The sequence below is a fragment of the Enterobacter sp. V89_11 genome (assembly GCF_029967775.1).
Classification (GTDB): domain Bacteria; phylum Pseudomonadota; class Gammaproteobacteria; order Enterobacterales; family Enterobacteriaceae; genus Enterobacter; species Enterobacter ludwigii.
Genome location: NZ_JASCAN010000001.1, coordinates 55599 through 70050 on the forward strand (window position 1 = coordinate 55599; position 14452 = coordinate 70050).

Annotated in this window: 10 protein-coding genes; 3 read left to right on the plus strand and 7 right to left on the minus strand. The window is 52.4% G+C overall.

Translation table 11 applies throughout. The features are described from left to right. Positions 1-517 precede the first annotated feature (517 nt). Positions 518-2101: a TerC family protein gene (locus tag QLG09_RS00270; RefSeq protein ID WP_126487905.1), complete on the plus strand. Its 1584-nt coding sequence runs from the start codon at positions 518-520 to the stop codon at positions 2099-2101. Between the two features lie 46 nt (positions 2102-2147). Here the strand turns inward: QLG09_RS00270 and asmA are convergent, their stop codons facing one another. From asmA to udk, 3 genes are all read right to left on the minus strand, one after another. After that, entirely contained in the window at positions 2148-3998 is a 1851-nt protein-coding gene (gene asmA, locus QLG09_RS00275) for an outer membrane assembly protein AsmA (RefSeq protein ID WP_032680627.1), read from the minus strand. Between the two features lie 22 nt (positions 3999-4020). Then, on the minus strand, positions 4021-4602 hold the full coding sequence (dcd, locus tag QLG09_RS00280; protein WP_020883257.1) for a dCTP deaminase: 582 nt from the start codon (positions 4600-4602) through the stop codon (positions 4021-4023). Between the two features lie 91 nt (positions 4603-4693). Continuing rightward, positions 4694-5335 (minus strand): uridine kinase, encoded by a 642-nt coding sequence (udk, locus tag QLG09_RS00285; RefSeq protein ID WP_020883256.1) that lies wholly within the window; start codon positions 5333-5335, stop codon positions 4694-4696. A 343-nt stretch (positions 5336-5678) separates the two neighbouring features. Between udk and QLG09_RS00290 the strand changes: the two genes are divergently transcribed. Further along, on the plus strand, positions 5679-9008 hold the full coding sequence (locus QLG09_RS00290) for a diguanylate cyclase (protein ID WP_282488665.1): 3330 nt from the start codon (positions 5679-5681) through the stop codon (positions 9006-9008). Here the strand turns inward: QLG09_RS00290 and alkA are convergent. Further along, entirely contained in the window at positions 8973-9845 is an 873-nt protein-coding gene (gene alkA, locus QLG09_RS00295) for a DNA-3-methyladenine glycosylase 2 (protein WP_032679714.1), read from the minus strand. The genes QLG09_RS00290 and alkA overlap by 36 nt on opposite strands. Before the next feature lie 130 nt (positions 9846-9975). Here alkA and yegD point away from each other — a divergent pair, with 130 nt between their 5' ends. Continuing rightward, positions 9976-11328 carry a molecular chaperone gene (gene yegD, locus QLG09_RS00300; protein ID WP_020883253.1) on the plus strand — a complete coding sequence of 451 codons (1353 nt, stop codon included), beginning with the start codon at positions 9976-9978 and terminating at the stop codon, positions 11326-11328. Between the two features lie 41 nt (positions 11329-11369). On the opposite strand, the gene QLG09_RS00305 is transcribed toward yegD, so the two are convergent. From QLG09_RS00305 to QLG09_RS00315, 3 genes are all read right to left on the minus strand, one after another. Further along, positions 11370-12857 carry an EAL domain-containing protein gene (locus QLG09_RS00305; RefSeq protein WP_223398945.1) on the minus strand — a complete coding sequence of 496 codons (1488 nt, stop codon included), beginning with the start codon at positions 12855-12857 and terminating at the stop codon, positions 11370-11372. Positions 12858-13216: 359 nt separating this feature from the next. Next, entirely contained in the window at positions 13217-13690 is a 474-nt protein-coding gene (locus QLG09_RS00310) for a hypothetical protein (RefSeq protein ID WP_020883251.1), read from the minus strand. Next, positions 13665-14393, minus strand: a complete 729-nt coding sequence (locus QLG09_RS00315) for a winged helix-turn-helix domain-containing protein (RefSeq protein WP_151711892.1) — start codon at positions 14391-14393, stop codon at positions 13665-13667. The genes QLG09_RS00310 and QLG09_RS00315 overlap by 26 nt, the downstream gene beginning before the upstream one ends. Positions 14394-14452 lie beyond the last annotated feature (59 nt).

Here is a 14452-nt window from a genome sequence, read left to right on the forward strand (position 1 = left end):
AGGCACGCTACCGCCCTTGGCTTTCAGTTACCAATCCACTGACTAAACAATGTGTTATGGATAGACACCCTCTTGAACAAGGTCTTCTGGAAATATATCAGCCGCAAAAACGCCCGACGGATAATCAATAACCATTCCTGAAGACCGAAACAATAATAGCAACAAGGAGATTTAACATTTGATGCTGGAGGAATTGTTGCAGCTAACCTAATAGCAGGCAAGGAGACAACTGTCCTAATAACTGTTTTTAAGATTAATATTAAGAGCAAAGTTTTGACCTTTTAGGATTTTCTTTATATTGACAAAGCAACAATAAAAACCATTAATTGCGATATATCCTAAAATGTACTGTGCGTAATAAAATATAAGTAATTACCTTATTTACAGCGCCAGCGTATTGCTCTCTTTTTGTTCGGCCTTATTAAGAGAAATCTCAGCCCGGCATTGCAATTTCCCGCCGCTTTATCCATGATCGAAGTGTGACATTCGTCATATAACAGAAGGTATTGCTATTACTATGGAATGGATTGCCGATCCATCAATCTGGGCCGGACTGGTGACGCTGGTCGTCATCGAATTGGTGCTCGGTATTGATAATCTGGTCTTTATCGCCATCCTCGCCGAAAAACTGCCCCCTTCTCAGCGTGACCGCGCTCGCGTAACGGGCCTGCTTTTGGCGATGGTGATGCGGTTGCTGCTGCTGGCCTCTATCTCCTGGCTGGTCACGCTGACACAGCCTCTGTTCTCCGTTCACGGCCTGAGCTTCAGCGCCCGTGACCTGATCATGCTCTTCGGTGGCTTGTTCCTGCTGTTTAAAGCGACGGTTGAACTTAATGAGCGGCTCGAAGGCAAAGACAGTGAAAACCCGACCCAGCGACGCGGGGCAAAATTCTGGCCTGTGGTGGCGCAAATCGTGGTGCTGGACGCCGTCTTCTCACTGGACTCGGTGATCACCGCCGTCGGGATGGTTGACCACCTGGCCGTGATGATGGCCGCAGTGATCATTGCCATTACGCTGATGGTGATGGCAAGTAAAGCCCTGACCCGGTTCGTTAACAGCCACCCGACCATTGTTATTCTCTGCCTGAGTTTCCTGCTGATGATTGGCTTTAGCCTGGTGGCAGACGGGTTTGGATTCCACATTCCGAAAGGCTATCTGTATGCCGCCATTGGTTTCTCAGTAATGATTGAAGCGCTGAACCAGCTGGCGATATTCAACCGTCGCCGCTTCCTCTCAGCGAATCAGACGTTACGTCAACGCACGGCCGACACGGTCATGCGCCTGCTGAGCGGGAAAAAAGAGGATGCAGAACTGGATGCGGAATCCGCCGCGATGCTTGCCGATCACAGTGACGGGCTGATCTTTAATCCGCAGGAGCGACTGATGATTGAGCGGGTGCTCAATCTGAATCAGCGGACGGTCAGCAGCATCATGACATCACGGCATGACATCGAGCATATAGACCTGACGGCACCGGAGGAGCACATTCGCGCCCTGCTGGATAAAAACCAGCACACCCGCGTGGTTGTCACCGGCGGTGAAGAGGAAGAGGAGTTGCTGGGCGTGGTGCACGTCATCGACCTGCTGCAACAGCAGCTGCACGGTGAAGCACTCAATCTGCGCGCCCTGGTACGCCAGCCGCTGGTCTTCCCTGAAGGACTGCAGCTGCTTTCTGCCCTTGAGCAGTTCCGTAACGCGCGCACTCACTTTGCCTTTGTGGTGGATGAATTCGGTTCCGTTGAAGGACTGGTCACGCTCAGCGACGTCATGGAAACCATCGCCGGTAATTTGCCCAACGAGGTGGATGAGATTGATGCGCGCCACGACATCCAGAAAAATGCCGACGGGTCGTGGACGGCGAACGGCCATATGCCGCTGGAAGACCTGGTGCAATATGTGCCGCTGCCGTTGGATGAAAAACGCGAATACCACACTATTGCCGGTCTGCTGATGGAATATTTGCAGCGTATCCCGCAGCCGGGAGAAGAGGTTCAGGTGGGGGACTATCTGCTTAAAACGTTGCAGGTTGAGAGCCACCGTGTACAGAAGGTGCAGCTCACTCCACTGCGGGATGATGAAGAACTGGACTATGAGGTTTAGTGAGTTGTTTTGCCCGGTAGCATGTGCGCTACCGGGCGCTCGGGCATCAAAGCTTATCTAACAGCTTCTTCACATCCTTCCCTGACTGTGAATCTTTATTCCGATCCGCCCAGTCGTTCAGACGACGTTTCGCTTCGTCCTGCAGATGTTTGCGCAGGATCTGATCCACCTGAAGGCTGTAATTCAGCGCCTGCCATTTGCCATAGACAGTGAGCGGAACCGGCGTCTCTTTAAGGAAGTCGATCAGTTTACTTTCACCCTGCCAGCCGGAAAGTACCCGCACGTTAAATCGGGTATCCGCCGTCTCTTTCACCAGATCCAGCTTACCTTCACCGGTTAACGACAGGAGTGAAGAGGTCCCCTGCATTCCGTCGAGGGTGAGCTGCCCATTATCCAGCGTCAGGTCAGTGGTAAAGCTGTCGAGGCGCGTTGCGCTGTCGTAGTTTTCCTGGGCTTTGACATCACTGCTGCGCTCCACCGCCTGCTGCACCAGCTGCTGGAAGTTAAGCCCTTCCATACGGGAGTCTTTCAGATCAAGATGGGCCTGCCCCTGCCATTCGCGGCGGAAAGCCTCAGCATCAATCTTCGTCCCCGAAAAGTCACCCGCCAGCGTCAGTTGGCCCGTTAAGGAGATCGGGTAATTAAAGGCTTTAAGGATGGTACCAATCTCAACGTTGTCGAGACGCGGCTGGAATTCGGCGCTGGCCGTCTCTTTACGCACGTCCAGCGTGCCCGGCAGAGAAAGATGTCCGGCGCCCATTTTGCCGCTCAGTTCGGAGATCACCAGCAAACCGTTATGGTTAAACATCTGGCTGCTCACGTCGGTAAAATCGATACCGCGCCAGCGCAGGCTGTTAGCTTTCAGTAAGATATCAGCCGTGAATCCGCGCAGACCATTATAGTCTGGCTGATCAAGACTCGAGGAGATGACCGGACGCGGCTTGGACGGCTGGCTTTGCCCATTCTGAGCAGCGTTACCGTCGGTTGCACCTGCTGGCTGAGGCGGAAGTAAGTTCTCCAGATTGAGCTTGTCAAACTGCAGATTCATTACCCACTTCGGCTTCTCCTCAAGCGTGACGCTCGCCTGCCCTGTCAGACTGCTGTCGTTCGCCTGCAGGTTGAGATTATCCAGCTCAAGCTGTTTTTGTTCTTCGCGCCACACGGCCTGCAGCGTTCCCTGACCGGTGATCCCCTGGGCAGGAAGATCGGCTCCCGTCAGTTGCCAGTTCAGTTGCTGAATATCCGCCGTGAGCTGATGGGGGTAATCTGAGGCATTCACGTTGGCGTTCAACGACAGATTCAGATCGCGCTGATCGCGGTTCAGCCTTCCGCTAAACTCCAGCGAGGCAATATGGTGGGCGTCCTGCTCCATCTTCAGGTTGATGTTACGGACGGTTACCTGCTCGTCGGACTCATGCTGGAAAACCAGCACGCTGTCGGCGACTTTCAGTTTGGCTATATCAAATGACCAGCCCGTATCCGTCGGCTCGTCGGGCAGCGTATTTTCCCGCGGGGCGACCGGCGCATCCGAGTCACGCACGGCTTCAGTTTGCGGCGTCAGCTGAATCACCGCCCCTTTCAGCATCACCTGGTCGACCTGCAACTGGTGTGAAAAGAGCGGGATCAACGCCACATCAAGACGCATGTTATCGGCAGAGACCAGCGGCTGGGAGGCACCCGGCGCGGTTAACGACATGCGGCCTGAGAGAATGCTGAGTTGCGGCCAGACGTGCCAGCGCAGCGGCCCATCAAGCTTCAGTTGATAACCACTACGCGCTTCGACCTGCCGCACCATGTAAGCACGGAAATCATTAGGGTTAACAAGCAGGACTAACGCCGAAAGGCCAGCAACCAGAACCACCAGCAAAATCATCAGCGTTGTCAGAACTCTTCTCATAGCATCCTCAGTGGACTAACGATCAGTCTTTATCAATACGGCTCGCGACCGCACCCTGCTGGTCGCGATATTTAGCGTCCTGACGGCGGTTATAAGGACGATCTGCCGGACCGGTTAGCGGTTCAAAGCTCAATGCGCCGATCATCATCCCCGGACGCAGTGCCAGAGGCAGTTTACCGGCATTGAAGAACTCGAGCACGATACGGCCCGACCAGCCTGGATCGATACGGTGCGCGGTCACGTGAACCATCAGCCCCAGTCGCGCCAGAGAAGAACGGCCATCGAGCCAGCCGACCAGGTCCGCAGGCAGCGTCACGGATTCATAGGTCACCGCCAGCGCCAGTTCACCCGGATGCAGATAAAAGGCTTCGCCCTCGTCAATAACGATTTCATCACTCATCACGCGATCAAGTGCGGCGCTGACTTCATCCTTCGGCCCGCTAAGGTCGATGAACGGTGCGGTATGGCCGCTAAAGGTGCGGAATTTATTTCCCAGGCGCACATCAACAGTCACACCATTGATACGCTCCACGGGTGGACGTGGTGTAATAGACAGACGGCCTTCATCCAGCCAGGCTTCAATATCGCGATCACAAAGACGCATCGCACTTTCTCCTTTCATGCATCGTACCCTGAAGCCATAAAGACTCAGGGCAAAACCAGGTTATCCCTGAACGGTACACAATTCGCGCGGCTTATTCAAAAAACTGGCTGATTTTCGCTTTTAAGATATCAATGGCTATGCGGTTTTTACCGCCACGAGGCACGATGATATCGGCGTATTGCTTGGATGGTTCAATGAATTGCAGGAACATCGGGCGGACAGTTTTCTGGTATTGCGCCATCACGGAGTCCATCGAACGTCCACGCTCATTGACGTCACGCTTAATGCGGCGCATCAGGCAGATATCCAGCGGCGTATCGACGAAAATCGAGAAGTTCATTGATTCACGCAGACGGGAGTCGGTCAGAAGCAAAATACCTTCAAGAATAATGACCTTCTTCGGTTCGATACGGATCGTTTCCTGCGTACGGGTATGTTCTACATAACTATAGACGGGAAGTTCTATTGCCTGGCCGCTTTTAAGTGCTTCTAAATGCTGGAACAGTAAGCTGTGATCCATCGCATTAGGATGGTCATAGTTAGTTTTTACGCGTTCTTCCATCGACAGATGGGATTGATCTTTGTAATAGCTGTCTTCGGGAATGACGCCGATATGCTCATCACCAACTTGTTCACGCAGTTCGCGGTAAAGCGTACTGGCAATAAGACTTTTACCTGAAGCCGATGCGCCGGCGATGCCTATAATGACGCACTGATGAGACTTATCAGTCATAAATTTAGCGACCTGATTAACCTGGATGTTAAGGAAGGACGACGCCGGAGCGTCAAACGCGGCAATTATAGGGATTTCGCGGGCATGATACCAGTCGAAAGCGCAGGTTCTGCGAGACAGGGTGAAAAGCGACGAAATGATCCCTTTGTGAAATTTAAACGCACGTTTTTTCAGCGTTTGTCGGGGATTTTTTACCGAGTAACTATTTAATAAGTCTATGATGTCAAATTATGAGCAGTCGCCATATGAATTGTAAATTGTTTGTACTAGCATAAACCAAATTATCAAATTCACTCGTCCGGATTTCTCTCCTGACGGCATGGCGTCTCTGGATAAAGCGGTAATGAATAAACAATACCAGCGGGTTTTGGTTACCACCCCACATCCTTTATTGCGACTTGTCTGTCTGGGCCTGGTCACCTTTATCTTTACCTTATTTTCGCTGGAGCTGACCCGCTTCGGCACCCTGCTCGCCCCGCTCTGGTTCCCTACCGCCATCATGATGGTGGCCTTTTACCGTCATGCAGGAAAGATGTGGCCGGGTATCGCTCTGGCCTGCTCGTTTGGCAATATCCTGGCCGCGTGGATGCTTTTCTCCTGGTCGTCGATCAACCCGACCTATACCGCTATCAACGTGGTTGAAGCCGTGATTGGCGCGGTGTTACTGCGTAAACTGCTCCCGTGGTATAACCCCCTGCAGAATCTGAATGACTGGATCCGTCTGTCCATCGGTAGTGCGCTGGTGCCACCGCTGGTTGGCGGGGTGCTGGTGTATCTTCTGGTGCCGGGTCCGGAGCCGCTGCGTAATTTCCTCGTCTGGGTGTTATCAGAAGCCATTGGTGCGCTGGCGCTGGTGCCGTTAGGGTTACTCTTTAAACCACATTATCTGCTGCGTCACCGCAACCCAAAATTGCTGCTGGAAACGCTCGCCACCATGGCCGTGACGCTGGCTCTCAGTTGGATGGCGATTACCTGGCTGCCGTGGCCCTTCACCTGCGTTATCGTTCTGCTTATGTGGAGCGCCGTGCGCCTGCCGCGAATGGAGGCGTTTCTGGTATTTCTGGTCACCGTGATGATGGTCTCGCTGATCATGACGCGTAACCCTGTATCCATGACGCCGCAAAACCTGCTGGTGACGCTAAACGCGCCCTGGCTACCCTTTTTGATGATGCTGTTGCCGGCCAATATTATGACCATGGTGATGTATGCCTTTCGCGCCGAACGCAAACATATCACCGAAAGTGAAGCGCGTTTTCGTAACGCGATGGAGTATTCCGCCATCGGCATGGCGCTGGTCAGCATAGAGGGGCAGTGGCTTCAGGCCAATAAAGCCCTGTGTAACTTCCTGGGATACAGCCAGACGGAGCTTCAGGCCCTCACCTTCCAGCAGTTAACCTGGCCGGAAGATTTGAATACCGATCTCGAACAGCTGGAGCAGCTGGTCAACGGCGACATCAACACCTACACCCTTGAGAAGCGTTACTACACCCGCAACGGTGAAGTGGTCTGGGCCCTGCTTGCCGTCTCCGTGGTGCGCCACACCGACGGTTCACCGCTCTATTTTATCGCCCAGATTGAAGATATTAACGACCTGAAGCAGACCGAGTGGGTCAATAAACGCCTGATGGAGCGCATCACCCTCGCCAACGAAGCGGGCGGTATCGGCATCTGGGAGTGGGATCTGGAGCCGGACATTATCAGCTGGGATAAGCGGATGTTTGAGCTGTATGAGATCCCGCCGCACATCAAGCCCACCTGGCAGCTCTGGCACGAAACGATGCTCCCGGAAGACCGCGCTCACGCTGAAAAGGTGCTCCGGGATTCCCTCATTTCACGTTTGCCGTTTAAGCTTGAGTTCCGCATTCGTGTTAAAGAAGGCGTGCGCCATATACGCTCTCTGGCGAACCGGGTACTGAACAAACAGGGTGAAGTCGAACGCCTGCTCGGCATCAACATGGACATGACCGAGGTGAAGCAGCTCAACGAAGCGCTGTTCCAGGAAAAAGAGCGTTTGCACATTACCCTCGATTCCATCGGCGAAGCGGTGTTGTGTACCGATATCGACATGAATGTCACCTTTATGAACCCGGTTGCCGAGAAAATGAGCGGCTGGCTGCAGACCGAGGCTATCGGGCAGCCTGTCCTGAAAGTGTTGCACATCACCTTTGGTGAAAAGGGACCGCTGATGGAGAATATTCACAGCGGCGATATGTCCCGTTCCGATATAGACCAGGACGTGGTGCTGAACTGCCGTACCGGCGGCAACTACGATATCCACTACAGCATCACCCCGCTCAGTACGCTGGACGGGCAGAACATTGGCTCCGTGATCGTGATTCAGGACGTGACGGAATCGCGCAAAATGCTGCGTCAGCTCAGTTACAGTGCCTCGCACGATGCCCTCACCCACCTCGCAAACCGGGTCAGTTTCGAAAATCACCTCAAACGGCTCTTACAGACCGTACAGGAGACACGCCAGCGTCATGCGCTGGTGTTTATCGATCTCGATCGTTTTAAAGCCGTCAACGACACCGCAGGCCATGCGGCGGGTGATGCTCTGCTGCGGGAGCTTTCGTCATTAATGTTGACCATGCTCCGCTCCAGCGACGTGCTGGCTCGTCTCGGCGGGGACGAATTCGGGTTGTTGCTCCCGGACTGCAATATCGAAAGCGCGCGTTATATTACCGGCCGCCTGATTAACACCATCAATGACTATCACTTTATGTGGGAAGGACGTCTGCACCGGATCGGCGCCAGCGCGGGTATCACTCTGATTGATGAAAATAACCATCAGGCTTCAGAAATCATGTCACAGGCGGATATCGCCTGTTACGCCTCGAAAAACAGCGGACGCGGCGTCGTCACGGTTTACGAACCCCAGCAGGAACGGGACCACGGCATGCGCAGCATGATGTCGCTTGATGAGCAGTGGCACATGATTAAAGACAATCACCTGATGATGATTGCCCGCAGCGTCGCGTCTCCACGGATACCGGAAAGCTGCAACTTCTGGCTGATTTCATTACGCCTGTGGACCAGCCAGGGCGAAGTGCAGGAAGAGCATGTGTTCCGCTCCGGACTTGCGGAGCCTGAACTGTTGCACGCCCTTGACAGACGTATCTTCAACGAGTTTTTCCGCACCTCCGCCGCACAGGTCGCCCACAAAGGCATGGGGGTCGCGCTTCCGCTGTCTGAAGCGGGTTTAGCAAGCGTCACGCTGGTTGATGAACTTGTCGACCTGCTGGAGAAGAGCCCCATGCCGGGCCGTCTGCTGCATCTGGTTATCGCTGCCGACGTGGTATGTAACCCGGATGAGAACCTGCAGCAGGGCCTGCAAAAGCTTCGCCATGCTGGCTGCCGCGTCGTACTCAGCCAGGTGGGACGCGATATGAACGTCTTTAGCCACCTCAGCGCCAATATGGCCGATTATCTGATGCTTGATACGGAAATGGTGACGAATGTTTATGGCAACCTGATGGATGAGATGATGGTGACGATCGTTCAGGGGCACGCCCAGCGCCTGGGCATGAAAACCATCGCTGGTCCGTGTAACCAGCCCATCATGATGGACACGCTCTCCGGCATCGGCATTGATTTTATTTACGGCGACACCATCGCCGAGCCGCAGCCGTTGGATCTACTGCTTAATACCAGCTATTTCGCCATCAACTGATGGCGCCCAGCCGTCGGTATACCAGATGTGCAGCAACGCATACGAGCGCCAGGGCTGCCAGCGCTGGGCGTAGCGCCGAATTTGCGCAGGCGTCATCCCGGCAAAACGTTGCTTAATCAGATAATCATCCGGCAGAAAAACGTCCTTCGCCTGCCAGCCGCGCAGGGCCAGGTAGTTTGCCGTCCAGCGTCCTATTCCGGGCCGCTGCTGTAAGGCCTTCATTCCCGCCTCAATATCCGCAGGAGGGGAAAGCGGAAACGTCCCGTCCACCACAGACTGAGCCAGATGAACGATCGACTCCGCCCGCTTTACCGGCATTCCAAGCGCTTTCAACGCCAGCGGGTCCGCTGCGGCCAGCGCGTGCGGGGTCGGGAAGCAGAGATAACCCGGGGCGTCTTCAACCGGCTCTCCGCACAGGGCGACAACGCGGGAAGCCAATTTTGCCGCCATCGCCACGCTAACCAGTTGCCCGAGTATCGCCCGCACACCCTGCTCCCAGGCATCCATCGCCCCCGGCAACCGTAAGCCTGGCCGTGCGGCCCCCAGATCCCCCAGTGTCGAGCGGATCGCCTGAGGATCGCAGCCAAGATCGAAAAGTCGCCCGATACGCTCAAGGCAGGTCTGCGCAACCGGAATCAAGCCCGGGCTGAGCGTCACGGCAAGCGTAGGGGTTTGGCTGTCCGGCGTAACGCGAAATATCCCCTGATGCCCCTCGCAGGCGAAACTGCGCTCGTAATAGTGGTCCGTGACGGTCTCTACGCCCGCTACCGCACGTGCGCTAAGGAAACCAAACATCCATTGCCAGTCGTAAGGGGGTTGCCAGGTCAGGGTATACATCATCGCTCCTTTTTTGTTCCCCTCAGCATAAACCGAAAGGCCTTGTTTCGCCTTGCTTTCATATTCCTGTTGTCGCCAGGCAGACATTTCGCTAAAGTCTCGCCCCTTCTCACTGGCATGGGGATTAATCGTGTTTATTGGATTTGACTACGGTACGGCAAACTGTTCGGTTGCCATTATGCAAAACGGGCAACCACAGCTCCTGAAGATGGAAAAAGAGAGCACGCTGCTGCCATCAATGCTCTGCGCACCCACACGCGAAGCGGTCAGCGAATGGCTGTTCCGTCATCATCAGGTGCCCGCTACCGCAGCGGAAACCCAGGCGCTGCTGCGCCGGGCGGTCAGTTTTAACCGCGACGAAGATATCGACGTGACCCCTTCCAGCGTGCAGTTTGGCCTCTCATCGCTGGGCCATTACATTGACGATCCGGAAGAGGTTTACTTCGTTAAATCACCGAAGTCGTTTCTGGGCGCCAGTGGGTTAAAACCACAGCAGGTGGCGATGTTCGAAGACCTGGTGTGCGCCATGATGCTGCACATCCGTAACCAGGCGCAGACCCAGGTACCCGATCCCATCACGCAGGCCGTTATTGGTCGCCCGATCAACTTCCAGGGTCTGGGCGGTGAAGAGGCTAACCAGCAAGCGCAGGGGATCCTCGAGCGCGCCGCACACCGAGCCGGTTTCCGTGACGTGGTCTTCCAGTATGAGCCGGTAGCGGCAGGGCTGGATTTTGAAGCCACATTAACGCAAGAGCAACGCGTGCTCGTTGTGGATATTGGCGGGGGCACCACCGACTGCTCTTTACTGCTGATGGGGCCACAATGGCATCAGCGTCGTGACCGCGAAACCAGCCTGTTGGGCCACAGCGGCTGCCGCGTAGGCGGTAACGACCTGGACATTGCTCTGGCATTTAAAAGCCTGATGCCGCTGCTCGGCATGGGCGGACAAACCGAAAAAGGCATTGCCCTGCCAATTCTGCCCTGGTGGAACGCCATCGCCATCAACGACGTTCCGGCGCAGAGTGATTTTTACAGCACCGCGAACGGGCGCTTCCTGAACGATCTGGTACGCGACGCGCAGGACGCGGATAAAGTCGCCCTGCTCTATAAAGTGTGGCGTCAGCGTCTCAGCTATCGCGTGGTGCGTACCGCTGAAGAGAGCAAAATCGCCCTCTCTGACCGTGCTGAACACGCTGTCTCATTACCTTTTATCAGTGATGAGCTGGCGACCGCGATATCGCAGGAAGGGCTGGAAACGGCACTCGCCCAGCCGCTGCAGCGGATCCTCGAGCAGGTGCAACTGGCGCTGGAGAATGGTAAAGAGAAGCCGGATGTGATTTACCTGACCGGCGGTAGCGCCCGTTCACCGCTTATCAAGAAAGCGCTGGCGGAACAGCTTCCGGGTATTCCGATTGCCGGTGGCGATGACTTTGGCTCCGTAACGGCAGGTCTGGCCCGCTGGGCACAGGTGATGTTCCGTTAAGCCCCGACGGAAGCCCTCGAAATGCGCAGGGCTTCCGTCGTTTACAGCGCGTTAAAACGCACATTTTCCTTTTTACCTGGCAGCACGCTGCCCTTTTTGCATGCCGCTTCTCTTGTCGTCGGCTGGCTTTGCTCGACAAATCGCCGGAAATCAGCGAACGGCACCGGGGGCAGGAAATGATACCCCTGCAGGTAATCCACCTGTTTGCTGATAAGCCACTCTCGCTGATAAGCGTACTCCACCCCTTCCGCCACGGTACGCAGTCCCAGAATCATCGCCAGATTAATAATCGATTCCAGCATCGGCAGCGGTTGGTTATCAGCCTGGATAGCGTTGATAAAGGTCTTATCAATTTTTATGACATCCAGTTCGAGTTCATTCAGATAGCATAAATTCGCGTATCCTGTACCAAAGTCATCCAGAGCAAACATCACCCCGCGATTACGCAGTGAACGTATCAGTTCTTTTATTGCAGGCGTCACGGCCAGCGTTTGATTTTCGGTGATCTCAATCATGAGCTTCACCGGTAACGATTCTGTCAGCTCTAAAAAATTGAGGCACTCCCAATAAAACACCGGGTTACTTAACGTGGTTGGACTGACATTAAACGCCACAAACAGCGGTGTATTTAACCCGTTGCTCTTTTGCTTTAAGTCACTGGCAACTTTATGCATTAAATAGCTGGTGAGTTCGTTAATCAGACCACAACTTTCTGCCAGCGGAATAAATTCTCGCTGCGAAATCGTGTAATTATGCCCTAATGGCCAGCGGGCCAAAATCTCTATACCGCACAGTTCACCACCTGCACCGACAACGGGTTGATAATAAGGTAAAATTTCATCATTTTTGAGTGCCAGACTCAGACGCCCCGCATCATTATTATCATAACTACGCCCGGTGGATTTGCGCATTAGCATACTGTTCTGCCCCACATCCCTTTCAGTCAGGAAACCATTGCGGATAAGAAAAATAATAGATTCAATAAAATTTTTAAAACCAAGCCTGTGCGTTATTTTATCCCGGTAGCGATACAGGGATTTTGTGGTCAATGAATTTGCCCGGCAGAATTCGGCCTGCCCCTCTTTCGTCATCATGGCATTAAGCATGTCTGCCTCAAATTCGGTTAGCGCGAAAACGTCCAGCTCATCTGATTTTACGCGTGATTCCGGTTGCGGGGTGGTCATCAGTATACGCGTGAGTATATCGATGACGGTCGTATAATGCAGTGTTACATCAATTGAGGTACTGTATTCATAGCCTCGATTAATACACTCATTTTCGCTCACCCTGAGAACAACGCTGTTTACCATGATAAACTGGCTACTGTTACGATGTAGCCATTTCTTCACCAGGAAAAAGGGCATCCGGTTATCAACAATTAACAGACAGGAGTTGTATTGCTGAAAAGAAAGGTCTGACTCTGATATAAATGTCTGACTGTCGACCAGTACCAGATTAGGCAAAAAAGCCCTAAGCCCGGCGAAAAGATAAATGTCATAACTGAGCAGGAAGACCTTTTTCTTATTCATAATAATCACCATCACGTTTTCATTGTAAAACGCAGCCTTCCCGAACAGGAAAGTGTATTCACAATTGACCTGGTATTCACATAGACTTAAGGTAAAACAAATAAAATGCCTTTAGATTGCATAGTGTGTAGTAGCTCATCCCCCTTACAATAAAACTGAGCGCAGGGGAAATGATAAGAATATTCTTGCTGTATCGGTAGCGAATTCTGAGGTCCGAAATGAGTACAAACTTATGCGCTTATATTCACATTCGGACAAACTTTAGTGATAACAAACACTATTTTAACAGAATAAAAAACCATAAATAATGCGACACATAGGTTATTATTTCAGAATAAGACGATACCCTATTCTGAGGATTACGCTGCCCGACACACCAACAGGGTGCGTCGCAAATCGCGTATACCGTACACATTGTGCGCAATATGCATTATTTTATAATAGAAGTTGTGTTGCTTAGACATAATTAATCCCGTGATCTCATCAGGCAAATCATCATTATCATTTTTGATCACAGAAACCCGTTGGGTACGTATGTAGCCGTCACTATCATTACCTAAAAATTTAAGCATCGTGGAACGGTTAATGGCGTAGCTTTTCCCATTAACATTAATCACGCCCACTTGTGACAATACCCCCTCTTCAGCAGATGATATCCTGAAAACCAGCAATACCTCCCCTTCTATGTGCATACCTGTTTTTTGCGTATTGAGCACAAGATGGTTCTTCGCTGAGCATACCAGCGCTGCCGGAACCTCATGACGTTTAAATAAAAACAAGAAAATGATAACAAGCGCTACGGCAAGACTAAAATACATAATTTTCGCACGCATGTGCAACTCCCCGGGAGCCTAACGTACAAATACTGAAAAATGATTCCTTTAGTTTATTACCTGCAGACAATCCATTGTCATCATAAAACACAATGACCTTATTTCTTCCCTTGCAGATAGATTTGAATTGCTGCCATCGGGATGAATTCAAAAAAGTGGATATTTTCTCAACTGAATTATCATCTGTCGTAAATATTTCACAGGAACCGGATTTTTGTACATGCACGACACCATCGGTATCTCGTAATAATTTTGGCAGAAGAACAAAACCAGATATCACCAGGCTGATGCCTAACATTCCGCCAACGATAGTTTTACCGTATCGCCTTAACCCGGGTTTGGTGGCGGAGGTTAATGCAGTGATGCTATGCGGCAACGCATCTTCTATTACGTTTTCGATCTGAGCCTGAAAAACAAATCCTTCTCGGGGGATAGTTGCGATCAGATTATCCATTCCCAGTTCTGCTAACGTTTTGCGCAAAATACTGACATTTTTATTTAGACTGTGACCTGATGGGATCAACCCATACCTTCCCCACACTTCTTCTATAATCAGATCCCGATGTAATTGTTTGCGGTTGTTCGCAATAAAGAGCTCCAGTAATCTTGCCGTTGCAGCGGACAGAACCACTCTTTCTCCCTGTACACTTAGCGCTCTGGTCTCTGAATCGTATACAATATGATCATTGATTATCTTTTTCATCCGGGAACTCTTTTATTATCGGCGGCAATGCCAGCACGCAGTACAGAATATATTCCCAG